General features: G+C 35.2%; 15 protein-coding genes and 1 pseudogene. 9 read left to right on the top strand and 7 right to left on the bottom strand.

The window, feature by feature from the left end; genetic code table 11:
* The 6 genes and pseudogenes from VKJ25_RS12970 to VKJ25_RS12945 form a co-directional block, all read left to right on the top strand.
* A partial coding sequence (locus VKJ25_RS12970) for a group II intron reverse transcriptase (RefSeq protein ID WP_324237049.1) occupies positions 1-1,273 on the top strand: 1,273 nt, incomplete at its 5' end.
* 149 nt (positions 1,274-1,422) lie between these two features.
* Positions 1,423-2,517, top strand: a pseudogene (locus VKJ25_RS12965) (competence/damage-inducible protein A); the annotation flags it as partial.
* Between the two features lie 1,216 nt (positions 2,518-3,733).
* On the top strand, positions 3,734-3,868 hold the full coding sequence (locus VKJ25_RS12960) for a hypothetical protein (protein ID WP_324237048.1): 135 nt from the start codon (positions 3,734-3,736) through the stop codon (positions 3,866-3,868).
* Between the two features lie 28 nt (positions 3,869-3,896).
* Complete coding sequence (gene aroQ / locus VKJ25_RS12955; protein WP_324237047.1) at positions 3,897-4,343, top strand: type II 3-dehydroquinate dehydratase; 447 nt, start codon at positions 3,897-3,899, stop codon at positions 4,341-4,343.
* Between the two features lie 647 nt (positions 4,344-4,990).
* A complete protein-coding gene (locus VKJ25_RS12950; protein WP_324237046.1) occupies positions 4,991-6,133 on the top strand; it encodes an ADP-ribosylglycohydrolase family protein in 1,143 nt (380 codons plus the stop codon).
* 30 nt (positions 6,134-6,163) lie between these two features.
* On the top strand, positions 6,164-8,680 hold the full coding sequence (locus VKJ25_RS12945; protein WP_324237045.1) for an HD family phosphohydrolase: 2,517 nt from the start codon (positions 6,164-6,166) through the stop codon (positions 8,678-8,680).
* A 973-nt stretch (positions 8,681-9,653) separates the two neighbouring features.
* Here VKJ25_RS12945 and VKJ25_RS12940 read toward each other — a convergent pair.
* From VKJ25_RS12940 to VKJ25_RS12925, 4 genes are all read right to left on the bottom strand, one after another.
* Entirely contained in the window at positions 9,654-11,051 is a 1,398-nt protein-coding gene (locus VKJ25_RS12940) for a ferredoxin:protochlorophyllide reductase (ATP-dependent) subunit N (protein ID WP_324237044.1), read from the bottom strand.
* Between the two features lie 817 nt (positions 11,052-11,868).
* Positions 11,869-13,365: a DUF5331 domain-containing protein gene (locus VKJ25_RS12935; RefSeq protein ID WP_324237043.1), complete on the bottom strand. Its 1,497-nt coding sequence runs from the start codon at positions 13,363-13,365 to the stop codon at positions 11,869-11,871.
* A 38-nt stretch (positions 13,366-13,403) separates the two neighbouring features.
* Entirely contained in the window at positions 13,404-14,270 is an 867-nt protein-coding gene (gene bchL / locus VKJ25_RS12930) for a ferredoxin:protochlorophyllide reductase (ATP-dependent) iron-sulfur ATP-binding protein (RefSeq protein ID WP_324237042.1), read from the bottom strand.
* A 1,070-nt stretch (positions 14,271-15,340) separates the two neighbouring features.
* On the bottom strand, positions 15,341-17,545 hold the full coding sequence (locus VKJ25_RS12925; RefSeq protein WP_324237041.1) for a ShlB/FhaC/HecB family hemolysin secretion/activation protein: 2,205 nt from the start codon (positions 17,543-17,545) through the stop codon (positions 15,341-15,343).
* A gap of 1,375 nt (positions 17,546-18,920) precedes the next feature.
* On the opposite strand from VKJ25_RS12925, the gene VKJ25_RS12920 reads away from it, so the two are divergent.
* Entirely contained in the window at positions 18,921-20,603 is a 1,683-nt protein-coding gene (locus VKJ25_RS12920; RefSeq protein ID WP_324237040.1) for a transglutaminase family protein, read from the top strand.
* A gap of 221 nt (positions 20,604-20,824) precedes the next feature.
* On the opposite strand, the gene VKJ25_RS12915 is transcribed toward VKJ25_RS12920, so the two are convergent.
* Together VKJ25_RS12915 and VKJ25_RS12910 are read right to left on the bottom strand one after the other, a co-directional pair.
* Complete coding sequence (locus VKJ25_RS12915) at positions 20,825-22,291, bottom strand: hypothetical protein (protein WP_324237039.1); 1,467 nt, start codon at positions 22,289-22,291, stop codon at positions 20,825-20,827.
* Positions 22,292-22,934: 643 nt separating this feature from the next.
* Positions 22,935-23,441: a hypothetical protein gene (locus VKJ25_RS12910; protein WP_324237038.1), complete on the bottom strand. Its 507-nt coding sequence runs from the start codon at positions 23,439-23,441 to the stop codon at positions 22,935-22,937.
* A gap of 1,008 nt (positions 23,442-24,449) precedes the next feature.
* Here VKJ25_RS12910 and VKJ25_RS12905 point away from each other — a divergent pair.
* Both VKJ25_RS12905 and VKJ25_RS12900 read left to right on the top strand, forming a co-directional pair.
* Entirely contained in the window at positions 24,450-25,079 is a 630-nt protein-coding gene (locus VKJ25_RS12905) for a Uma2 family endonuclease (protein WP_324237037.1), read from the top strand.
* Between the two features lie 350 nt (positions 25,080-25,429).
* A complete protein-coding gene (locus VKJ25_RS12900) occupies positions 25,430-25,813 on the top strand; it encodes a Uma2 family endonuclease (RefSeq protein ID WP_324237036.1) in 384 nt (127 codons plus the stop codon).
* A gap of 60 nt (positions 25,814-25,873) precedes the next feature.
* Here the strand turns inward: VKJ25_RS12900 and VKJ25_RS12895 are convergent, their stop codons facing one another.
* The gene (locus VKJ25_RS12895; protein WP_324237035.1) at positions 25,874-26,431 is read right to left on the bottom strand and encodes a Uma2 family endonuclease; all 558 of its coding nucleotides are present in this window, start codon (positions 26,429-26,431) and stop codon (positions 25,874-25,876) included.
* Positions 26,432-26,496: the final 65 nt, after the last annotated feature.

Here is a 26,496-nt window from a genome sequence, read left to right as displayed (position 1 = left end):
TAATAGTTATGGTCTTTTCCGGGGGTCAACACATGATGCCATTGAGGCAATCTATGTCAGCATCAACCATAAACCCAAGTATGTATTAGATGCTGATATATCCAAATGTTTTGACCAAATTAACCATGATGCACTGTTGGGAAAAGTTGGTCAATCCCCCTATAGACGATTAATTAAACAATGGCTAAAGTCTGGGGTATTTGACAATAAACAATTCTCAGACACTGTGGAAGGAACACCACAGTCCGGGGTAATATCACCCCTACTAGCAAACATCGCCCTGCACGGTATGGAAGACAGGCTAATGGAATTTATCGAAAATTTTCCACTTAAATACCCTAATGGAAAAACAATTTCCAAAAGAGATAAACGATATAGTCTCTCTTTAATACGCTATGCTGATGACTTCGTAATCTTACACGAAGATATCAAAGTAGTCTTGCAAGCAAAAACCGTAATACAGGAATGGTTAACCCAAGTAGGATTAGAACTAAAACCAGAAAAGACCAAAATTGCCCACACCTTGGAGGAATATGAAGGGAACAAACCTGGATTTGACTTCTTAGGCTTCACGGTCAGGCAGTGGAAGGTAAAGTCAACCAAAAACGGATTTAAGACGCTGATTAAACCATCTTCCAAGAGTATAAAAACTCATTACCGGAAATTGGCGGATATATGTGATTCTCACAAAACTGCCCCTACTAAAGCAATAATCGCTAAGTTAAATCCGATAATCAGGGGATTTGCTCACTACTTCTCTACCGTCGTCAGTAAAGAGGTATTCAATAAACTGGATATGCTCTTATGGAAAAGATTATGGAGATGGGCAAGTAGAAGACATCCAAATAAGCCAGCTAAATGGGTGAAGAAAGAGTATTTCCCCTCAATAGGAACCAGAAACTGGGTTCTCAATAATGGCGAATATATACTAAACCAACACTCAGATGTTCTTATTGTACGGCACATCAAGGTGAAAGGTAATAAATCCCCTGATGACGGCGACTGGACTTATTGGAGTAATAGAATTGTCAAATATCCAGGCGTCAGGAAAGAAGTCACAACGCTGTTAAAACGGCAAAAGAATAAATGCGCATTTTGTGGACTAACTTTTAAGCCAACTAACCTTAGGTCAATAGACCATATAAAACCAAGGTCATTTGGTGGTGACAACACGATGAAAAATAAACAATTGTTGCACCGACATTGCCACGATACTAAAACTGCTTTAGACAATAAAACATATCCATGCGCCAAAGCCACAGGACTTACCTGAGAATTATTTATGGCTTGACGATATGTTGGTTTTGAGGTAGGGATGTATTCATGACAAGGAACGTTTAAGAGAGGAGCCGTGATGAGGTGAAAGTCTCACGTCCGGTTCTGAAGACGAGTCGGTTTGGTAACAAGCTGGCTTAGTTTAACAAACAAGTATTAGCGATCGCCTCCCAACGGTCTCAAATATTAATCTTCACAGGAGGGTTAGGCCCAACCCCAGACGATTTAACAGTGACCACTATCGCCGACTTTTTTAACACCCCACTTATAGAAAGACCGGAAATCATCGAAGATATTACCAAAAAATTTGCCCATCGGGGTCGCACCATGACTCCCAGCAACCGAAAACAAGCATTAATTCCCCAAGGTGCAACTATTTTACCTAATCCCATAGGTACAGCTCCAGGAATTATTTGGGAACCAGTACAAAATGTCACAATAATGACATTTCCCGGAGTTCCCACGGAAATGAAACAGATGTGGCAACAAACTGCTGTACCTTATTTTCAGAGTCAAGGTTGGTGTGGAGAAACTATCTATAGTCGCACCCTAAAATTTTGGGGTATTTCAGAATCAGCTTTAGCAGAAAAAGTAGCACCCTTACTCGAAGGGAAAAATCCCACAGTTGCTCCTTATGCGAATTTTGGAGAAGTAAAATTACGAATTTCTGCCAGTGCTGAGTCTCAGGAATTAGCAGATAAATTAATTGCCTCTGTAGAACAACAAATACGAGATATTGCTGGAATATATTGTTATGGCATTAATGATGATTCTCTCGCTTCAGTAGTAGGAAAATTATTATTAGAAAGAGGCGAAACTTTAGCCGTGGCAGAATCTTGTACGGGTGGAAATTTGGGTAGTATGTTGACTTCTACTCCAGGCAGTTCAAAATATTTTCATGGTGGAGTTATAGCTTATGAAAATCAAGTAAAAATTACCTTATTAGATGTAGAGCAGGGCAGTTTAGTTACTGAAGGTGCTGTAAGTCATGCAGTAGCAAAGCAAATGGCAAGTGGAATAGTCAACAAATTAGAAACTAACTGGGGAATTAGTATTACTGGTATTGCTGGACCTGGAGGAGGAACTGACACTAAACCTGTAGGTCTAGTTTATATTGGCATAGCTAGGTCTGAAGATCAGGTAGAAAGTTTTGAATACCGCTTTAGTCCTTTACGTGATCGTGATTGGATAAGAAGAGTTAGTGCTTGTACTGCTCTTGACTTATTAAGAAGGAAGTTATAGCAAAAGTCTGAGGTTGCCAAGTTAAATTCTTGCTGTGACTATATTTTAGGGCTTGCTGATTAAATTAGGACTTACGCATAAATGCTATTAGTAGTGAACTGTTTCATCTAAAATGGCGCATTAGGGATTAGGGGAGTTGGGGAGTAACTAGGGACGTTCCATAAAGGCGTCCCTACAAGAGAAAAATTTTTGTTGGGTTGAGGTACGAAACCCAATCTACATCTATTACATCATTTAAGATGAAACAATGCAGTAGTGGGCTGTTTCACCTAAAATAGTGCAAAGCGTAGGGGCGGGTTTGAGCCATAATTTTCATGTTTACTCCAACATTTATATAAACCCGCCCCCTAGGACAGTTCGCTATATCATTAGGGGCGGGTTTAGCTAACTTAATAGGTGAAAACTCGTTGTACGGACGTTGCATCGGCCAAAATGCGTTTCATGTCCCGCAGCGTTTTGCGCTTCGCACAACGCGCGTTAACGCTACGCGACATATAAAGCGGAGCGCAAAACTTCCCTACGGATCAAACAGCCCCTACCCTCTCTTCCTAATGTACAGTTTTAGATCAAACAATGCAGTAGGGTGCGTTAGTGTATCTCGTAACTTACCAGTACCCTATATATAGTGCCTTTTCATAAGTACTGTAAATTTCAAAGCGTTTACTGGTAAAAGTTTTAGCCTTTTTAATTTCTGAAAAAGTGCAATTTTTTCAACTTGAGCGACTAAAAAGTAAGGAGAGTGTGGGAAGTGTGGGCAGTACAGGACTCATTCTAGGAAAGAATAAAAAGTTATTGCCGAAGTCCCCTTCCCAATTTCTCAGAAGTAACTAATTATTCATTACTAATTGCTGAAGTGCTTACGGCTAATATCTGTTGGCGCAGCATGACCCAGGAAATGCTTACTGAAAAAGACAATATCAGAAAACTTGATTATAATTAACCCTAGGTGAGTAATTTTCGTCCATACTTCTGTCCAATAAACTAATCATAACTTGATGGCCTTCTCAACCAACAACAAAAGAAAGTGTTAGTATAAAGAAGTAGTAAAGATCAACCAACAAAAGGCCATAATCTATATTGATTGTGGCTCAGTTGTTAAAATATCCAAGTGACATTATATGAAAAGGGAAGCGGCAGAACCCGCCCCGCTTACCCCTCACTGTAGAAGTAAAATAACATACCTATGGTGAGAGTACCTAGCGGGAATGCGATATTAATGGATTATATTGAAAAGGTACTAGAAAAATTAAAGGAATGGACTCGCAAGCTAATTGAAGCTCTATTGGGTCCAGAGCTTGAACCAGAACCAGAACCTATTCCTATTCCAGTAAACGACCGCTCCCGTCGTTAACAATTTTATAATTCAATTTGTACATAATTTGTTTAGTATTTTAGTTGTACATGGGCCGAATCTAAATCTCCTGGGTCTTCGGGAACCAGGAATATATGGCTCAGTAACTTTAGATAATATAAATCGACTATTAGAGAAAGAAGCTGAAGTTCTTGGAGTAAAAGTCTCTCTATTACAGTCTAACCATGAAGGTGTCTTGGTGGATGCAATTCACTCAAGTAGTGAGCAGCACCAAGGCATAGTTATTAATGGTGGTGCATATACCCATACCAGTGTTGCTATTAGGGATGCTATTTCTGGAGTGAATATTCCTACAGTAGAAGTTCATCTTAGTAATATCTATCGTCGAGAAGAATTTCGACATCATTCTTTTATTGCACCAGTAGCTATTGGTCAAATTAGTGGCTTTGGTTCAGAAAGTTATGTCTTGGGGCTAAAAGCAATAGTTAATTATCTTCAAAATAGGGATAATTAAATATTTGTCTAACCTTATGATACATACAAGGAGTTTAAATAATTAATAATTAACAATTAATTATTACTTTTTCTTATAAAGAAGAGGATTGGCTAAAAAGAATTTTTTTCTTTTCTTGGTTGATTGGATATGGCGTACTTCGGAGTTGCCTTGCAAGAGCGGGAAGCTATTTCCCTAAAAGCATCCAATCCTATGACAAACTCCGGTAAATACTCCTTTTTCTCCATGAATGAATAGGCTTTATACTTTAATTTTTCTGCAAAGTCCTGTGCATAGCAGTCCTATTTTATTCGGAGCAAAAATATTGCCTTTTTTATAGCTAATGGGCAAGAGCTTTGGAGCTTATCCCTATTTTTGGAATTTTTACGACCTATTTAGGATTAGTATATCTAGATAAGATAGTGTCAGAAAATTAAATAACAAAGATAAAATAGATTGTAAGTATTAAGCATTTCCTGCGCAATACTTCACCAATAGCTATTTTTAGTAATTAAGCAATTCTAAGGTTATAATGACTAATTTTATTTATAACTTTTAATTTTATTTGGACGTTAATTCTTTCTTTGCTGAATTTCGCATTTCCTAATATAAATAGCCTAGCTAAAGGCTGAATACTGACTATAAATTTTATAATAAATGAAACAATAGTGAACTATTCTCTCTTGAGTAAATTTCAAGGTGCTTTGCTAGGAGCAGTTTTAGGAAGTTATGTAGGTTTTTACTTTGAGAATCAAATAGAAAAGAATAGGGAAAATTATAGATTATCTATTAATAAAGATAAATTACACCTATCAAATTATGAGAAAAAACAACTACAAAAATGGGTAGAAATTATTGTTAATTCTTCAGAAAGTTTAATTAGAAAACAGGAATTTAACCAAGATGATTGGCAAAAAGTTTATAAAGAATGGCAAGATAAGTGGAATCAGAAAAAAGACTATACTAATGCTCCAAATACAACAATAAAATCTTCTCCAAAAGAGTTAGAAAAATTAGTAAGCATAGTTAATAATAAACAGCCTAGTCTTAACTACATAAACAATGACGATATTTTCAACCCAACAGCCAGTAATGCAATTATTTCTAGTTTGCCAGTTTCCTTGCTTTACCATGATAATAAATTGAAACTGCAACAAAAATTGGAGGAATGGGGAAAAGTTTGGAAAAATTATTTAGAAGTTAATCTCAGCAATTTAGTAGTTGGATATATAATAACCCAAATTTTGACAGAGAGACTAGAACCACTAAACATTATACCAAAAATTATCGACTATATTGGGGAAAAAGAACCATTAGTAGGACAACTTAGACAAGTAGACAAATTGATTAATGAGGGAGCAAATTTAGATGCAGCCATAAATCATTTCTCAGAAGATGTTAAATATATTGAAAAACAGCAAATACTGTGGCAAGGTCAACAAAAGTCCCTATCTTCTACTTTTTTCACACCTATCTCTCTGGCCCTATATTGCTTTTTAAGTACCCCAGAAGACTTTAGTTTAGCAGTATTACGTTCCGCAAGAACAGGATGGACAACTCAAACCTGTACTATTGTAGGTACTTTGTCAGGAGCTTATAATAGTATTTTTGGAGTTCCTGTAGAATGGCGACAAAAAATGGGGGTTGAACTTTTGAGCATGAAAGATGAAATAGAGATTATGAAGTTAGCAAAAAACCTTTGGGCAGTTTGGTGTGGGGTTTATGATCCAAATATTACACCAAGTATAATGCCGACAGTTGTTGCCAGCAATGTTATTTCACCTCGCCCCCATTCAGCTAGTAGCTCTTGAAAACTCTATGATGTTTAGGCATCAAGAAATATGTATCTAACACATTTAATTGGGAAATTGTTGAAACCCCAGAAAACAGAAAAAACATCCCGTTGGTCAACTATGGCGACTTCTCCAATGTTGGTTGTAGTTGCAATAGCATCCCTAACAGCTACTATGGGTCAAGGTTATTACAGGGAACCAGAATTGAGAGAGGAAATTATTTCTCCAAAAACCATAAAAGCTCCAGATAATGCTGTGGTAATTGATAGTAAATTAACTGAGCAGAAGCGTAAGTCAGTAAGACTTGGGGATATCACTGTGTTTATGATTAATGAATCAGTGAATCAAAGGGTGGACAAGGAATTAAAAGAAATATTGCTACTGGGTAATCAAGCTAGAGAAGAAGTTGGTAATTTTCCTTTTGTAAACACAGGTATATTATCAACCACTACTCAACAATATTTACGTCAAGTTTCCCAAGAAAAGTGGCAGGTTATTCAAAAAATAATTGAGGAAAAATTACAAGAAAAACCTCCTGGTCCTGAATCAAAAAGAACTACTTCTCCTACAGCAACTCAAAACTCAGAACAAGTTACAAGTGAAAACAATAATGTGGAAATACAAGCTTCAGTAGAAGAAGAATTGTCTGGCAAAACATCAATACCAAAAAATAATCAAAAAAATATTCTTACAGTCATTAATACTAGAGATAGAAAAGCAATTTCCGAATTACTAGCATATCGTAAAGGAAGTTTATTTGAAAACTACCTTCAAATTATAGAAGAGGTATCCCAAGCTCGCAACTCCTATCAAAACGCTACAAAAATTTTGGGTGAAGATGGAGAAAATAAAGGTTATAAGGTTTATGATCCTACTTTACTAGAGTTATCTGATGCTGTTTGGGAAAAAACTCAGGTGGGTGTTCAAATAGTAAAAGCTCGGATGTTGGCTCAAGGAATATCCCCAAATTTTCCCAGACAGGAATGGTTTAAAGCACTAAAAGTTCAGGTCACTGGTGTAGTTCCCTCGGAAAGTGAAGATTTAGCAATTAAAATTTTGAAGAATGTTTTGGAGGCTAATTTAGTAAAAGATTTAGAAGGAACTAAGAAATTAGTAGAGTTGGCAGCAGAAGATGTTAAACCTGTAGAGTACAAAGTCCGAAAGAATGAAGTTATTGTCAAGGCAGGAGAAAAAATTAACCGCAAGGCATTTATATTGCTAGACCACTTTACTCTGAGTCGCCGGAGGGTAAATTGGAGTAGCTTAGTGGTATTTGTCTGTATTGTGAGTGGCGCTGTAGGTATAGTAGTTATAGTACAAACACAATTACAATCTGGATTGAGGCGTAGAGATAATATACTTTTACTATTATTGAGTTTAAGTGCGCCGTTACTGGTGGGGTTCAAAGTTCCTTGGAATAGTAGTTTACCAGCAGTTGGTTTGTTGGTAGGAAACTTCTATGGTTCAACTATGGGAGTAACATTGGTGGGATTGATATCTGTGGTACTCCCTATTGGTATGGATGTTGATGGGATAGATTGGTTTGCTAGTGCTGCTGGTGGTATTGTTGGTAGTCTGGTAGCTCAAAAAATGCGCTCCCGTGAGGAACAGGCTCTCTTGGGTGTAGGGGTGGGGTTAACTCAAGGTCTGGTGTATTTATTGACAATTTTGATTGTTCGTGCTAGTTCGGAATTATTATGGTCTGCAATTATGGCTCCAGTGGGTTTACAAGCACTAGCGGGTCTGCTTTGGAGTATTGTGGCTTTGGGTTTGAGTCCATATTTGGAGCATTTATTTGATTTGATTACTCCGATCCGTTTGTCTGAGTTGGCTAATCCTAATCGTCCTTTATTGAAGCGTTTGGCATCGGAAGCACCTGGTACTTTTCAGCATACTATGTTTGTGGCAAGTTTGGCGGAAGCAGCAGCAAGAGAAATTGGTTGCAATGTGGAATTGGTGAGAACGGGTACTTTGTACCATGATATTGGTAAGATGCACGATCCATTAGGTTTTATTGAAAATCAAATGGGAGGACCGAATAAACACGATCAAATTAATGATCCGTGGGTGAGTGTAGAAATTATTAAAAAGCACGTTACTGAAGGGTTGGTCATGGCTCGTAAGCATAGGTTGCCGAACGCTATTACGGCGTTTATTCCTGAACATCAGGGTACGATGTTAATTGCTTTTTTCTATTACCAAGCCAAGCAAAGAAATGAAAAGACAAAAAAGGTGGTGAAGGAAGAGGTTTTTCGCTATGCAGGGCCTATTCCTCAGTCACGGGAAACAGGTATTGTGATGTTGGCAGATTCTTGTGAGGCAGCGTTGCGATCGCTGAAGGATGCTACTCATAAGGATGCGCTGCAAATGGTGAAAAAAATTATGCGGGCACGATGGCAGGATAATCAATTGGTTGATTCTGGTTTGACAAGGGGAGAAATGTCGAGTATTGCGGAGATTTTTGTACAGGTTTGGGAGCAGTACAATCACAAACGTATTGCTTATCCCAAAGCGGCAATTAATCCAAACCAGGTAAAAACAGCAAAATCAGTTGTTAATTCTTAAAAAGTCTTTTTAAGGTAGGGAGTAGGGAGTAGTTAGGGTTTGCTGAAAAAAGCAGAGTGTGGGAGGGTAGGAAGAGAGATAAGGTAGGGGTAATAATTTTACCTTCATTTTTCCGTTCTTGTTTATCCAAAATCCTATTTTTCGGGAATCGTGCATGAAAAGCTAAAAACCAGGTACTTTTTCCCGACCGAAAAAGACACTTGCCTTTATCTGTAATTTTTTTGAGATTTAATCAGTAGCTCAGTTTTTTACACTATTTGTAATATTTTGTCAATGCCTATAATTACTTAGGTATTTTTACTTCTGCAAAATTTGTTTTTTTCAGCTTCTAGCCACCTAGTGACAAATCTCAATATCTAGAATAGTTTTAACGTAAATACTTGATTGTAGGTTTATTTTAAAGAAGTAATTTTGATTTTAAACAGAACATTGGCATCATACCTTAATGTATCAGTATGATACAAATCCATGAAACAACGCAAGCTCGTGAAATATTTTGTAATAATTCAGAAAAAATAGGATTTTTTTTATTAACAAAAACAATGTTAAAGCTTCTATAGATTAGTAGAAATTATATTTAGACAGTTTAGAGGTATTTGAGTACAGAGCTTGGTTCTAAATCTATTAATAATGAGTAAGATTTAATTTTCGAGGGTCATTGATCATAGTTTCCGACTCCTAAAAAATTAGTAGAATCAGAAAATTATCATCTCCTATCTGCCTGAAATCTAAATCAGTAAATTCTCAAAACTAACCCAGAGTATTTGTCTAACTCGATGTGAAAATATTTATTGGCAAAATTATCAGAATTTTTCGACTGACTAGATTTGCCTATAAAATCTCAGCTTTCTTTTAGTTTCCGACTCCTAAAAAATTAGTATATCTATTAATTAATGGATAATCAATAATGAAAACTATCTCAAATTATCAATTATCAATTATCCATTAGTAAAACCCACTAAAAATCCATTAATTAAACCTTAGCTTCTTCCTTTACTAACTTATTCCAACCTAAATCTTTCAAAGCATGATTTCGGCGCAAAGGACGAGTCACTAACTCCAGAATATCACGAGCATTTGTAAACCCATGAATTTGAGCAAAAGTAAATTCAACTGACCACTTAGTATTAATACCCCGTGCCTCCAAAGGATTAGCATGAGCCATACCAGTAATTACCAAATCTGGCTCTAATTCATAAATCCTTTGAATCTGATTATAATTATCAGGTTTCTCAATAATCTTTGGCAAAGGCGTACCCATTTCTTGACAAGTTTTTTCTAACATTTCTAACTCAGCCTTTTGATATCTTTTATCCATATAAGGAATACCAATTTCTGGGCAAGTCATCCCACAGCGAATCAAAAAACGAGCCAAAGAAATCTCTAATAAATTATCTCCCATAAAGAAGACAGACTTACCACGAATTAACTGAATATAGTCTTCTAAATTCTCCCAAATTTGCTTTTCTCTTTCATCTAAACCTTTAGCTTCTATGCCAAAAACAGAGCATATTTTCTCAATCCAAGCCCGACTTCCATCAGGTCCGATTGGAAATGGCGCCCCAATTAATTTACATTTACGACGACGCATTAAAGTAGTAGCAGTACGACTCAAGAAAGGATTTAAACCTGATACATAATACCCCTCTTCAATAACCGGTAATTCCGTATAACGTTTGGCAGGCAACCAACCAGAAACCTTAATTCCTTGCTTCTTCAATTCTAAAGTTAATTGAGTTACAACTGGGTCTGGTAAAGAACCAAATAAAACCAAAGGAGGATGATTAAAATACTCAGATTCTTCCGCAGCCACTTCCTCTTTTTTCCTGCCAAAAGTTAACAGTTTTTGAATGCCAGTTCTTTCCTCTTTTTCTGCTTCTAAAACTTGTTTCGGACAACGAGCTGCCATTGCTGCTAATACCGTATCTTCCCCTTGAGTAAAAGCATAATCTAAACCATTAGCACGAGCAACCACAATCGGAATACCAATTTCTGCCTCTAATTTTGGAGCCAAACCTTCCAAATCCATTTTGATAATTTCAGTGGTACAAGTGCCAATCCAAACTATCACACTAGGGTTGCGATCGCGCTTAATTTGTACACATAAACGTTTGAGTTCATCATAGTCATTTAACTTAGCTGAAATATCACCTTCTTCCAACTCAGCCATTGCATAACGAGGTTCAGCAAAAATCATTACTCCCATAGCATTTTGGAGGAAATAACCACAGGTTTTAGTACCTATTACTAAGAAGAAACTATCTTCAATTTTTTGATAAAGCCAAGATACACAACTAATCGGGCAGAAAGTATGATAATTGCCTGTATCGCATTCAAAAGTTAAACCTTCTGGTTGAACAGTATTAGTCATAAAAAATACTCCTAATTTATTAATATTTTGTGCGATATCAAATCCGCTGGCTTTGGAGAATAAGGTTTTACCATCAGCATTGAGTATTGGCAAAAAACCCTAGTTTGCAGAGGGTTGAGAGACCAAACCCCTACGGCCTTGGATTCTACCGAGACTAATGGATTTGATATAATTCCAGTCAAAAAACCCTGCTAGATATTCATAGCATTGTTTGTAGAGGGTTGGGAGACCAAACCCCTACAGCTTTGGATTCTAAGGATACTAATGGATTTGATATAATTCCTAATTTTTTCCAGTCAAAAAACCCTGCTAGATGTTCATAGCATTGTTTGTAGAGGGTTGGGATACCAAACCCCTACAGCTTTGGATTCTAAGGATACTAATGAATTTGATATAATTCCTAATTTTTTCCAGCTATTGGTAGTGCATTATTTCACCTAAAATAGTGCAATAGCTTTTTTCGTCACCCCATCCCCCCATCCCCCCATCATCCCATCTCCCCATTTTCTAATGCACCATTTTAAGGTGAAAGGGTCTAGTAGGGTGTTTTAGCGTACAACGACAACGCACCGACACACTATATATAGTACCTTTGCGTAAGTCCTGTATTAGCTATTTTTATAATGGCATTGCATAAATGAGCTTGAGATTTTAATAGTTTTTTGTATGGGGACATCTTCCCGGTTCCTTATATTTTCGGATGAAAGAGGCAGCTCCTCTGCAAGAGGCAGTTCCTCCGCAGGAGGTTGGCTGACTGCTAATGGCTGTTTTGGCAGCATTCCGCAGGAAATGCTTACAGAATTAGTATTCTTGGTACTTAACCCAACAATCCTTCAAGATCATCTTGAGAAGACTTTTTATCTCCTGCTAAAGAATCTAGATCGGCTTCATCTAAACTCAAATCTTCTCCATCCAAGTCAATATCTAAGTCTTCTAAGTCATCAGAAGACAAATCATCTCCTAAGTCGCTGAGATCTAGATCGCCAATTTCATCTGAGGAATCTTGACCAAATAAATCTATATCATCATCACCAAGATCATCCAATCCTGACTCATGTAACTTAGCTGATGTATCCTCGAATGGATCGGGAATATCTTCTGCCAGAAAATTAGAGCCATTGGCATCTATATCAAGATCATCAGACTGATTGTCACCTAAATCATCAAGGTCAATACTACTCAAATCATCATCTGCTTCTGAATCTGATTGATCGGGAACCATATCTAATTCCAAATCTAAATCATCTGGTTCTGATTCTATATTCAATTCCAACTCATCATTTATTTCTGAGCCAGAATCTGCTGCCATATCTAACTCATCTGCTGCTGATTCTATATCCAAATCTAAGTCATCATCTGTTTCTGAGTCTGATTCTAATTCCAAATCTAAGTCATCATCTGTTTCTGAATCTGAATCTAATTCCAAATTCAAATCATCATCTGTTTCTGAATCTGAATCTAATTCCAAATTCAAATCATCATCTGTTTCTGAATCTGAATCTGAATCTAATTCCAAATTCAAATCATCATCTGTTTCTGAATCTGAATCTGAATCTAATTCCAAATTAAAATCATCATCTATTTCTGAATCTGAATCTGAATCTAATTCCAAATTAAAATCATCATCTATTTCTGAATCGGAATCTGATTGATCGGGAACCGTATCTAATTCCAAATTAAAATCATCATCTGTTTCTGAATCCGATTGATCGGGAACCATATCTAATTCCAAATCATCCTCAACTTCTGAGCCAGAATCTAAAATCAACTCATCATCACTTTCCAGTGCCAAATCTGATTCATCTTGGTCATCAACAGATAAATCATTGCCATTTTGATCTAATCCTGCTGCCAATGCTACTCCTCCAGCCACAGCAGCAGCTCCAGTAATCGCAGCAGCAGCAGCAGTACCCAAATCATCAGAATCTTCAATGATATCTGGCATAATTGGCTGATCTGCTCCTGGTGACTCGTGAGAATCTTCACTTGTCTGACCTATAGATGTTGACTTATCTGGGGAAGAACCTGATTTTTTCCCTATGGCAATGTCAGGGTCAAAATTTAACTCTAAAACCTCTATTAAACTATCTGCATCGGCCTTGAGCTTAGAGAAAGGCAACATTAGCGCTTCTAATTCTGGATCCAGGGCATTGAGAATTCCCAGGATAAGGTATGATACGGGTCTCCTACCTCCATCGGGAGTTTGGACTGTATTTTGTTCTGTCATGTGGAGTATTAACCAAGGGCGGTTTTTTTGGTAATACTCTAACCATTTTTGTTTGAGGGACGTTGATAGTTGTTTAAAGAAAACCATGATTTTTGTATTCCTTATCCTGAGAACGGCTAAATCTATTAAACCATCATTAAGTCTAGCTCTTCATCCTCCAACTTAACTTGAGTTTGACTGGGATTTAAGTAGAAGTCAGATAACAAAGAGAATAAATCCCGATCTGGAGATTCGTTGGGTACTACTCCTTCTGGCAATGCCAAAATTTGGTCGGCGATATTTAGGTAATAGTTACAAACATATTGTAGAGAAGGATCGGTTTCGGCCATTTCAAAGAGGGTTTTGCCTTTAACACGAGAGACTCGAATATCTTCAATTAGTGGGAGAACTTCTAATACTGGCATTGGTACGGCTTCTACATATTTATTGATTAAATCACGTTTTGATGTACGGTTGCCGATGAGGCCAGCTAAACGTAGGGGGTGGGTACGAGCTTTTTCTCGTACAGAAGCGGCTATCCGGTTCGCTGCAAATAGGGCATCAAAACCATTGTCTGTAACTATCATGCAGTAGTCGGAATAGTTTAGTGGGGCGGCAAAACCTCCACAAACTACGTCGCCCAATACGTCGAATAGAATTACGTCATATTCGTCAAAGGCGTTTAATTCTTTGAGTAGTTTTACTGTTTCCCCAACAACATAGCCACCACAACCTGCTCCAGCGGGAGGTCCACCTGCTTCTACACAGTCTACACCGCCATAGCCTTTATAGATGACATCTTCTGGCCAAATGTCTTCATAATGATAGTCTTTTTCTTGCAAGGTGTCAATAATTGTGGGAATTAGAAATCCTGTCAGGGTAAATGTACTGTCGTGTTTGGGGTCACAACCGATTTGTAGAACTTTTTTACCACGTTTGGCTAGGGCAACTGAGATATTGCAGCTTGTTGTAGATTTACCAATTCCACCTTTTCCGTATACTGATAGTTTCACTTTTTTTCTCCTAATAATTATCTAGGTAGGGTTTGCGCTTTAATTGTCTTTCTGCTAAGGCAGGGAGGGAGTAGGGAGTAGGGAGTAGGGAGTAGGGAGTAGGGAGTAGGGAGTAGGGAGTAGTAGGGACGTCCTTATGCAACGTCCTTACAGAGTCAAGAGGAATAAGGAGTTGTAGAAGACATACACGGTTCCCGATAAATCGGAAAAATTATCCCCTGACTTGGGCGCTTTTGTTTTACCCAAATACTCACTTGAGCAGTTTTCATGAGCCAAAACCAGCGTACTTTTTTACCACCTAAAAAGCCTAAAACCTTTATATATAAAGACTTTTATATTTAATCAGCCAGCCCCGGTTAAATAAGGCATTTCAGTTATTAGTTATCAGTAAATCCTGGAATGGATAGGCTTGAAACCTGATTTTCAGGTCAGAGATTACTTTAGATTTCTGATTTCTAATTTCCTGTAGCCATTTTTTTTGCCTCCTCAATTGAGATTATTGTCTAACTTCAATAGAAAAAGAAAGAGGGTCAAATTTTATAAACTGGTCTAAGAGTGATTATTTTATTTTGATTGATTTTAAAGTTTATTTTTTGAGCTGATAGTAATAATTAATCTAAATTTTATCATTATTAAAATTTTTATTTATTTTATTATTATTAAATAGTTACAATATTAAAAAAAATTGATAAAATCATATATTAAGAAAAAATTTTGCTGCTGAAATCTAAGCTATCAAATACTTTGAGGCTCAAATTGATATTGAGTTGAATTTGAGTATTGAATTATGGGCTTGTCATAAATTCAATTATTGAGGAGAATAATCAGTCAAGGTTAATTTTTACAACAAAAAAAATAATTCCAAAGTCAAAATTAGTGGAATAAACGTAGGTTGGGTTTCGTTCCTCAACCCAACAAAAATCTACTAACACACCCTACTGGACCATTTTTGATTTGCTGGTGCGTTACGCTATCGCTAACACACCCTACTTAACTTTTGACTTTTGACTTTTGACTTTTGACTTTTGACTTTTGACTTTTGACTTTTGACTTTTGACTTTTGACTTAAATTAGAAAGGTCTCACAATTACACTAAAATAAAATCCAGAATCTTGAGCATTATTGCCACGATCATCAAGATTTACCAGAGGAAAAGCATAGTCCAAACGCAAATCAACCTCTGGCAAAGGTTGCCAAATTAAACCTACTCCAGTTCCAGCCAAAAATCTTTGGTCTGGTTGAAACTCATTATTAGGATTATTACCATCATTCCAGACAGCTCCAATATCTATAAAAGGAGTAAGCTGTATCAATGGCAAACCAGACTCATCCCGATAAACCGTAATTCTGTCCTCAATAGAAAACCGAAAACCATTATCTCCAGACCTAATATTTTGACGATAGCCCCGTAACGATAAACCACCACCAATAATAAATTGTTGATACGGTAATACAGGAGTTGAGGACAATTGCAAATCTCCCTGGACAATTAATAAATGATTACGACTTAATCTCTGGATTCTTTGGACTTGGCCTAACCAACTAAAGAAATGTCCATCAGGTTCTGGGTCTTGTCTGACAGTAGCATCAAATAAACCAGTACCAATATTGAATTGCGATCGCAGGGCCCAAGCACCCTGAGAATCTCGACGAATATAATCTTGTCCCAGTCTAATCACAGTAGTAGTATTAATACCATCATCCTGAGCGTCATCTGGGTTAGAAAAATTAAAAAGTTCATCATTAAGGAAAGTTTTTGTCTGCTGATAACTCAAACCCAAAGACAAAGCTAATTCTTCTCTGGGACTTCTCAATATAGGTTGACGGTAACTAAGCTCGTATACATCTGTTGTGCCACTAATATCCAAATTATCAAAAGTTTGACCAATTCTATTACTATTTGGTGCGACTCTTGCCTGCAAAGTACCATTCATGGCATTAATAGGCAAACTATAGATAAAGTCAAAGACATCTGATTCATCGTTAAAAAGCCTAGTAGTATTGTAAGATACTACCAAAAAATCACCCCGCCCAGTTAAGTTACGATGTAGGGCAGTCCAACCAGCTCTTTCGGAACCAACGGTAGGAGGAGAATAATTATCAATATTTATACTCAATTCCAGAGGATTTGTTTCTGTAACTCGAACAATGAGAATACTTTCTCCTGGTTGTTCTCCAGCTCGTAAACTAGCTTCAATATTTTCAAATAAAGGATTAAACCGAAGCAACCGTAGCTGATTTTCTAGTTTAGCAGTGTCTAATGGTTTTCTGCCCCCAAGTTGGATGCGACTTTTGATATAGGAGTCCCTTAGTCTTTTTGTCCCTTCAATTTGGATTTCTCCTAAAATGCCTTCTATAACTTGAATTTCAACGGTTCCTTCTGTGATGGTTTGAGGAGGTAAAAATGCTCTGGAGGTTATATAGCCACGTTCTAGATAGATTTCGGTAATTTTATCTGCTACTTGTCTAAGTTCTGATAAGGTGACTGAACGTCCTTCTAATGGCCTAACGAGGGTATTAATTTCTTCTGGGGTTAAAATTGTACTTCCTAATATTAAAATTTTCTGGACAGGAATCTGTTGAGCTGGTTCATCTGGAAGAGGTTGGGGAGATGGTGGTTTTTCTAGTTCCTCTTTTTTGGGGGTTTCTGGTTCGGTTGGTTGGGGAAGGGGTTGGAGAAAGCGATCGCGATTTGGCTCTGGTCGGGGGTTTTCTGGTAAGTTTGGTCTTACTGATGGATTGGTTTGAGTATTTTGGGCATAGGTTGATGGGGTTTTGGTTAAAGTATTGATTAGTTTAGGGGAAGTAAGTATTTGTTGACTATGGGGTAAGGTTTCAGTTAGTTTTGGTGTTTGTATTTGTGGAATATGTTTTGGTTGAGGATAGGTTTTTGAATCTGCAATTAATTTTATCTGTTCTATTTTTTTTATTTGAGATATTAAAATTTTGGGATTAATTTTTTTCTTGGCTTTTGCCTTATTTTCAGAAGTTAACTTAGATGATCTAAATTTAGATTTTTTGAGTGCGGAAATATTTTTTTTCTCGGTTGTTAATGAACAAAATTTACACGAATCAACTGATAAAGTAGGTTGATTATGTTTATTATTTTTAAAATTGGGAAATTTAGTTAATAAACCAGATTTATGGGTGAGTCCTGAAGAAGTTTTGCTGAATGATTTATTTTTATTTATAGTTATAGTTTCGGATATAGCTTGATTAGCTAATAGGCAAATAATTATCAATGTGCTAGGAGTTAATAAGATAATTTTTAACATTTTTAGGAATAAGGAAAATAATGAATAATGAATAATTAATAATTAATAATACTGGAGAGTTTAAAGTTCTCCTAAAAAATTATTTATTTTCAAGGGTTAAAGTATTACTGGTAAAGGTTTATAGCACCTACAGTTCTCAGTAGAAAGTTTCTAACTTTTAGATAGCTGAAATTCTTAGCTAGCAATAGTTATTCCTAGAACTTTGCACTGTCTAGTTAATAATTAGGGTTTGCTGAAAAAGTTTGTTAGTGAAGAAAGGGGACACAGAAGGTGGGAACACTTAACTGTTTATACTATCTGCTACGGCCAAATTTTCTGATTTTTAGTGTCAAAACTTTACCATTTTCAGACCACAACAGCCAAAAACTAGCTACTTTTTCCATACTTAAAAAGGCTAAAACTTTTATCTTTAAAGACTTTTAGATTTATTCAGCAACCCCTAATTAATAATTAATAATGGATAGGGATAATAATTAATAATGTGGGCATTTGGCAGGAAATGCTTACTCTCCAATTAACTAGATATTAAAAATTTATTCTAAAAAATGGTTTACTTTCAAGACTGAAAATATGTAAGCATTTCCTGGAGAATGCTGCGCAAATAGCAGTCAGTATTTAGCGGTCAGCTATTTATTTTATTTGTGGATAAAAGCTTGGCTTTGTTGGGGTAAATTGAATCTTACTCTCAAAGGCGACCTTAAAGGTTATATTTATTTAAAGCCATTTTCATATCTTAGATAGGATTTGCTGACGGCTGATGGCTAATAGCTGTTGGCGCAGCATGACCCAGGAAATACTTACGAAAATATTACATAAATAAGGCTTACAAAACAATTAATAATTAATAGTTAATAATTAATAATCAAGAGTTTATATTCAATAATTATTTATTCAATAGTTCAGGTTTAAAGCCTCCCCCTTTAAGGGGATAAATAAAAAGTTTTCCTTTTAGGCAATCCCCTTCTTTTAAGAAGGAACCATTATTAATTATTAATTTTTCATTGTTAATTGCTAAAAGGAACTACAGTTCTAAAATGATAACAAATATAAGTTTTTTCTGAAGTTGGAACACAAACTATTTAACTTTGTCAATAAATGAATAGGCAATAGGCAATAGGGAGAAATAATTCATAATTTATGGATAAGAATTGATTTCCTGTTTTTTCTTTTTGGAGATATCTAATAATCGTATATAGCAATCCTCTAATATATTTGTGTATAAAAATCTTACTACTTTTAGGGAACAGAGAACAGATAAGAGTTTTGGTTTTTTTATCTACTTTTTGATTTTTCGCAATCTATGCACGGATTGCTATAGTATAAAATCAATACTCAAAAAAAAAGATTTCTTGACAATATTTATTCTAAATTTAACATGAATTTTGAATCATCTGAAAATACCCAAAAACCAAATAATGGACTACGGACGATTAGACCAGTTGGAGTAGCTTCATTGCATAGTATTGTCTTTGCCAGAGAGACTCTCTATGCTATTGACAAAAACCGTGGTTTTCTGCTAAAAATCGACCCAAAAACAGATAACACTATTGTTATTAATCCTTATCAAACTGATGAATTTGTTGATGTTACTGGTATTTCTATCTGGAAAGATACTCTCTGGTTAACATGGGAAAATAAAATTTATTTCTGTCTCAATGCTATCAGTAATTCATCAGAAAAAGTCTTAAAATGGCAGCATTTTTTTACTTTACCTTATAATGCTGATGGAATTGCTGTTTGGGAATCAACTGTTTATGTTACCTGTCAAAAATTGGGAAAAATTATAGTTTTTGATAAAAATACTAAACAACAAATTACAGGATTTTATGCTCCAGGAATAGGGCTTGAAAATATTACTGTATACGACGAAGAATTGTGGGTTTGCGATCGCGAAGAACAAACTGTTTATTGTTTAGAAAGAGCAACTGGTCAAGTAAAATTTAGTGTATTAACTCCTTTTGAATCTCCAACTGGATTAGCATTTTATCGGAATTTAACTACAGGAGAAAGACAACTTTATGTTGCTTATTCTGGGGATGAACTTTATATTAGAGATGACCCCAACTCGGCACAACAATATCAATTAAGTAAGCGCGATCGCACTTTCATACATCCTCTTAATTTCTATTATAATGAACAGGAAAAATATGCGGTTTCTAATGGTTTTTTAATTGAGATGTCTTATGTGGAAGAATTAGAACCTTTAGATGAAGTATTTTTAGAAGATTTAGAATGGCGTATGGCTTTACCTTCAGAAACTCATCGACAAAAAGTTAGGGAAATTTCTGCGATTGGAATGCCTTTTACTGAAGAAATTCAAGATGGAGAAAAAGTTGCGGTTTTTCGGTTTCAACCACTACGTCAAACAGAAAGAAGAATCTTTGGTTGGAAAGCTTTATTAGAAGTTAGGGCAATTAAGTATCAAATTCAACCTTTTAATGTAGAAAATATTCCCGAACTTCCACCAGATTTTCAAGCCAAATATTTGGTAGATAATGATAATTTGGCAATGGATAAAGAGATAGTTATTCGAGGTGCTGAAGAAGCGGTTAGAAGAGAAACTAATATATTACGTCAACTTTTAAATATTAGAAATTATGTCTACGATCAACTTTCTTATGAAGTAACATCTAAGATTGAAACTCCAGATATTGTGTTGGAAAGAGGTATTGGTTCCTGCGGAGAATATGTGGGATTATTGTTAGCTTTAGCGCGATTAAATGGTATTGCTTGTCGAACAATAGGTCGTTATAAATGTCCGGCTTTTGCTGATAGAAAAGGCGTACCTTTGGAGCCAGAATTTAATCATGTATGGTTAGAGTTTTATTTACCTGGTTTTGGTTGGGTTCCAATGGAGTCAAATCCTGATGATTTATATGAAGGTGGTCCTTATCCATTGAGATTTTTTATGGGTTTAGCTTGGTATCATGTAGAAATTGGTAAAGGAATTAAATTTGAAAGTATTAAAAATAAGGGAGTTCCTGTTAACAAAGAAGAAGTTTCAATTGGTAATTTGGCAATTAATCATGTCAGGTTTACAATATTAGAAGAACTATAGGAATATAGAGTGATTTGTGAGATAAAACTGTAGGGGTTTGGTTTCCAAATCCCTTAAAGCTGGGGTTGGGAGACCAAACCCCTACCAGCAAATTTTATAACTTATTATAGATATGGGTTGGGAGACCGATATGGGTTGGGAGACCAAACCCCTACCATCAAATTTTATAACTTATTTAGGATTGCTATACTTATATTAAGTCTTGAAAAAGTGCGAGCTTTCTATTTTTTCAACTCAAAAATCTTCTTCAATAAATTAAACCAAAAATTAGCTCCCATAGATATGGCGATTCCACTAATTATCCAACCCAATAATTTTTTCAATCCTACTAAATAAATAGATAATTGACTTTCACTTGTTTTATTATTATTATCTTGACTCCAACCAATAGGTAATTCTAAATTATCTAGAGCCAAATTTACTTGAGATTGAACCTTTTGTAATTCTTCCTCATTGAGATTATCATTAGCTTGACTCACTAACTCTTCAGAATAATTACTAATAGTGGCTCGCATCAAAGTATCTTTTGATAAATGATCGATGATATTTAATGTATCAACATTAGCAGCTATAGCAATAGTAAAACCAATCAAAAAAGCAACACCTCTAGCATTACGTTTGTAAACACCAGTCGCTCTTTCCATGCTATTATCAAACCATTTCTCAATTTCTACCTGAAATTGATGAAAAGCATTATCTGTTTCTCCAATTTTTGTTGTCGCTTGTTGCGCTAAAATATATAAACTTTTTTGTAAAGATTCAGGCAGTATATTAACAGTATCTTTAATTTTTTGATATATCCTTCCCTGATTACCTTTAAATTCTGCTTTTGTAGATTCTCCTATTTCTATGACCTTTCCCCAGAACTTTAATAGATTAGAAAAACTTGGCTCCATATCAGCAATCAAGACTTGTTTTTCCTGGAGATTTACTAATACTCGCCTCACTAAATTCATTTTACTACTAAATTCAGAATGGTCTATCACTGACACATATCTTACAGTTTTTTTTGTATATAAATTTAGTCTGTCTAATATTCGCTCCAAGGTCAAATTTAAACTAGCTAAATCGTTTTTATAGTTGTGAGAAATTTGCTTAAATTCTTGAATTAAATTTTTATATTCATTTTTAATCATCTGCTTACTTCTAGAATCTTCTATATGTAATTCATATAAAATTTTCTTGATTCTAATTAAAGTTTTATTTAGAAAATATTCTAGTTTATATTCGCTAATTTCTTTCATTGATTCTTGGATTTTCAAAGTATCAATTAAACTAGCAGCAAAAGCATTTGATGGAATATAAGAAGGACCTGTTTTTGGGTGACCAAAAGTATTTTCATTTCCAGTTATTCTTTCTATTAAACTGCCAATACGTTGAACAATTTTCCGAAATCCTCTTTCTAAAGGACCTTTGCCACCACTGTAATTAAGATTTTTAATTAATTGATTTTGATATAAAGAATTAGTTAACTTTTTCGTTTTTTCTAATTGCGGATTTGATGGGGAACTGTAGTTTTGAATATGAAGTTCACCAGCAATTAATTCTTCTATTGATTTTTTTAAGTGGGTAGCTCGCCATTGCAAAATTATAGTTATCAGATTTTGAATTTCACTTGATAGTAAAGAGAAACTAAGGTAAATAAATATTAATCCAATGACAATATCTAAAATTACAGGTAAGTTCATATATATTAATTTTTTTAGTGACTCAAAAAACAATTTGATTCTAACAGGACTTAGGCAAAAGCAGCATATCTAGTAAGAGAGAATTGTATTTGCTGCTACAAGTGGTGTATATTTTCTTATGTTGCGCAAGTCCTATCTAAAATTACTGAAATTAATTATAGTGGTAGTGAGTCTAACTTGAAAATTTGTCTCTTATAGAACTTATTTGGAAGCTATAAAATTAGATGGGGAGATGGGGAGAGCTGATAAGGGTAAGTTTTTCTAATTTCAGTCGAGCTATCCATTACTTACATATTTCTTAAAATAAGGTTTGACAAAATTGACAAATTATGGCTAAGTCTGGGAACGGCTCTTTTGGGACTAAAGTGTGTTGAAAAATATATTTTTTTGAGAAAAGTAGGCAAAATTCTTACCTCCCAAACTCCCCAAGCTCATCATACAGAGCTTTGCAAATGGATGAACCACGTCACCATAACCAAAATCTTGTAGGGACGTATCGCTACGCGACATGAAACGCATTTTTGTTATGGAACGTCCCTACTGTGGTTTACTGAAATGAAAATCGCTGTAAGGGTTTCAAGAGTTATGGATAATGGATAGAGGGGTAGGTTGTCTTCTCTGGGAAAAACCTGCACCTTATTATTTAACTTTTTAGGAAATTATTTAATTGATTTAATTGTTCAGAAGTTAGTTTAATTTGTACTTCTAATAACTGGTTTTTATCCTGAAATAATAAAACATTATTTTCCACAAAAACTTCAGGATTATTCAGTTCAATTCTTTGATATTTAACTTCTAATAATCCAACTCTAATTACCAAACTTTGTTGAGATTGGGGAAAAATATATAACTCTTGACGGGTATGATTTAGTGCTAACTTTTGTGGAGTTGTATTGCTTTCTGTCGCAGAATTAGGTTTCTGCCAATAAAGAGTAATACCACGAATTTCTGGTTGAGAAATCAGAAATATTTCATCAAATCTTTGTGGTTCCCAATCAAGTTGGGAAATATCTCCACTATCAGGAATTAGTCGTTGTCGCCAGGTAATTTCTTTTCCGGCTAGAGCTGCCCACCATTGACGAATAGTATCTAGATTATTAGGATTTTCTGGATTATTACTGCCTAATTGCCAAGTAGTTTGAAGTTTCATAGTTTAGAGATTTTTTTAGTTATAGCACTTAACTGGGAACACAGAAGGTGGGAACAGGTGGAAAAGTCTTTCCCTGGTCTTTGATTCATCATCAGTCCATGTCCTAATCGCCTTGTCTGTTGCTGTAGATTATATTTTTAGGACTTACAAGGGAGGAACCCGGTTTCTACGATAAATCTTTGTTTTGAGCAATAGAAGTCTAGGAAAAACTCGGTTTCTGGTTTCATCTGCGTAGAGATATTTTTAGTTAGATTACATTTTTTAAGATATAGTAATTTCCATGCTTTTGAGGTACAAAGAGATAAATTGGTTAATAAACCCGCCAATAGCCAAAAGAAAATAGACCTGGGTAATCAGAAACCCGACCTCGGTTCAGAAACCGGGTTTCTGGGGTGGGTAAAAAACTGGGTTTCTGGGGTGGGTAAAAAACCGGATTTCTGGCCTCACGAGGGTTTTTGGGCATACATAGATTTTTGGGCTTACTCTTTATGTCCCCACACGTTCTAGAGTCCTTACTTCCTGACTAGCCCGGTTTTTTGAAAAAACCGGGTTTCTAGCTCCACAAGCTCAAATAAATTTAAGTAGTTCCTGTACAGTTAAAAAATTTATCGGCTTGTAGTAAATTATGTTCGGAGCTAATCAGAAACCCGGTTTCTTAAAGAAACCGGGTTTCTCAGCCCACATAAGAAACTGGGTTTCTCAGCCTACATAAGAAACTGGGTTTCTGGCCTCACTCAATTGTAAACAATTACTAGGAAATTTATCAGAAATTGGAATGCTTGGAAAGGAAAATACTTGCAAGATAAAATTCTTTTACGTTTGGGAAGTTGGTACTGATAACTGATAACTGATAAATGATAACTGAAATGGGCGATCGCTGTGTTTTTCTCAAAGGTGAAAAAAGACTCGATCGGTGGAGTAAGAGGCTAAAATGGAGTATAATTTGCTCAAGTATTACTAAACATAAGTATTGAAGCAAAAATGATATTATGACAACTGATAACTGAAATGACTTATACCCAAGCTCAACCAAAACTATATAATTTTGATGAATTTATCATCTGGTATCCTGAAAATTCAAAACTCCGGTACGAATTACATGATGGAGTAATTATCGAAATGCCTAAACCAAGGGGAAAACATTCTAATTTAACGGGTTCTTTAATTGAGCAATTATTGATAAGTATTAGGGAGATGGATAAAGGTGGTATTTGGACTATTCCTAGAGAATCTATTGTTAAACCTACTGGTGAAAAATCTGGTTATGAACCGGATATAATTGTTTTAAACAAGGAAGTTATTGATGCCGAACCCCGTTGGGAAAGTGAATCAATTATTCAAAATTCTGATTCGGTGAAGTTAATTGTTGAAGTTGTTTCTACTAATTGGCGTGATGATTATTATAATAAATTTCGAGATTATGAAGAAATGGGTATTGAGGAGTATTGGATAGTTGACTATGCAGCATTGGGAGGGAGAAAATTTATTGGTAATCCTAAGCAACCGACATTATTTGTTTGTAGTTTAGTTGATGGAGAATATCAGATGATTTCTTTTACTGAAAAAGCTTTAATTGTTTCCCCAACTTTTCCCCAGTTTAATTTATCTGCTAACGAGATTTTCAATTTGGCTTTGTAATAATTAATAATTAATAATTAATAATCCATATATCAAAAGGATTACTAAAATGCTGATTCCAGAATCAAAACAGGATATTTTGCAATAATTAATAATTAATAATTAATATATCAAAAGGAGTATTAATGGGAATAGTATCCTGATGGTTATGGTCGGTTTTAATTACATAATGGAGAAATTATCAAAGTGCAATCTACTGGAACTAACGAAAAAGTAGCTGGTTTTATCGCTTCAGAATTAAGTGTGGAAATTAAATGTTTAAACCTTCCTTTTTTTTATGCCTCGACAAGGACTAATTAAGGCTATAGATTCCGATAAATCTGCTTATATTCCTAATGTAATAGTATTGGATGATTAATGTTATAAATCCCCCCCAACCCCCCTTTGAAAGGGGGGAGGTTAATGAGCCTATTTGGAATAAGCGCTCCACCATTACTAAAGGTAAAAGTGTTAAATTAGCAATAGAAGTAGTAAGTACAAATTGGCAAGATGATTATTTAATGAAGTTGAGAGAATATGAAAAATTAGGGATAAACGAGTATTGGATAATTGATTATTTAGGGTTAGGAGGTGGGCGCTATATTGGAAACCCCAAACAGCCAACTATTTCGGTTTACTATTTAGTTGAAGGTGAATATATCCTCAATTTATTTGGAGGTGAAAATGTGGTGGTTTCCCCTACTTTTCCCGAAATAAATTTAACAGCAGAACAAATATTTCAAGTCGGACAGTAATTTTAGTTATAAAACGCCACAATAATAGCTGTTCAATTTGATTATATATAACAACCTATACTATGGCAAAAACATTTCTGTCAGAGATAAAGAAACTGATGGAAAATTCAAAGGATTAATTACTTCATTATCTGACAAAATAGTTTCTGATTGATAACCTTTTGCTGTAGGATAACGACAGACATAAACTTGACGGTTACTCACATCTAATATCCAATATTCGGGAATATTTGCTTTGGCATAAATAAGTGCTTTTTCTTGCCTATCTATTTTCAAAGTCGTGTCAGAAATTTCAATTAAAAAGAATATTTCCTGTGGAGTAGGGTGGTGAATTCCATAAAATAATGGATCGATTTTAACTACAGCAATATCTGGCTCTGGTTCAGAATTTGATAATGTAATAGGTAACTGCATTCTAATATAAACTTGCTGACTTAATTGAGCTTTTAAATAATCAGATGTCCGTTGAGTTGTGGCAGCATGGGGGGCACGTTGAGGGTTTATTTTAATAATATGACCTTCTAAAAGTTCGACACGAGATTCTGGGGTGAGAATACCATAGTCTATGATTTTATGGTATTCTTTTACTGTCCATAAGTGAATTTTAGTTGTTGTCATTGTAAATTCCTGTTTTCTATTGACTGAATATATTATTCTTACTATTCTATGGAAGAATATGAAAA

The organism is Okeania sp. (assembly GCF_035285525.1).
In the GTDB taxonomy this organism is placed as follows: domain Bacteria; phylum Cyanobacteriota; class Cyanobacteriia; order Cyanobacteriales; family Microcoleaceae; genus Trichodesmium.
This window is presented reverse-complemented; position numbering and strand designations above follow the sequence as displayed.

Coding starts and splice junctions, on each gene's coding strand:
- VKJ25_RS12945 (WP_324237045.1), top strand. CDS start 6,164: ATGTATCTAACACATTTAATTGGGAAATTGTTGAAACCCCAGAAAACA.
- VKJ25_RS12905 (WP_324237037.1), top strand. CDS start 24,450: ATGACTTATACCCAAGCTCAACCAAAACTATATAATTTTGATGAATTT.
- VKJ25_RS12925 (WP_324237041.1), bottom strand. CDS start 17,545: ATGTTAAAAATTATCTTATTAACTCCTAGCACATTGATAATTATTTGC.
- VKJ25_RS12915 (WP_324237039.1), bottom strand. CDS start 22,291: ATGAACTTACCTGTAATTTTAGATATTGTCATTGGATTAATATTTATT.
- VKJ25_RS12940 (WP_324237044.1), bottom strand. CDS start 11,051: ATGACTAATACTGTTCAACCAGAAGGTTTAACTTTTGAATGCGATACA.
- VKJ25_RS12935 (WP_324237043.1), bottom strand. CDS start 13,365: ATGGTTTTCTTTAAACAACTATCAACGTCCCTCAAACAAAAATGGTTA.
- VKJ25_RS12895 (WP_324237035.1), bottom strand. CDS start 26,431: ATGACAACAACTAAAATTCACTTATGGACAGTAAAAGAATACCATAAA.
- VKJ25_RS12900 (WP_324237036.1), top strand. CDS start 25,430: ATGATTAATGTTATAAATCCCCCCCAACCCCCCTTTGAAAGGGGGGAG.
- VKJ25_RS12920 (WP_324237040.1), top strand. CDS start 18,921: ATGAATTTTGAATCATCTGAAAATACCCAAAAACCAAATAATGGACTA.
- VKJ25_RS12910 (WP_324237038.1), bottom strand. CDS start 23,441: ATGAAACTTCAAACTACTTGGCAATTAGGCAGTAATAATCCAGAAAAT.
- VKJ25_RS12960 (WP_324237048.1), top strand. CDS start 3,734: ATGGATTATATTGAAAAGGTACTAGAAAAATTAAAGGAATGGACTCGC.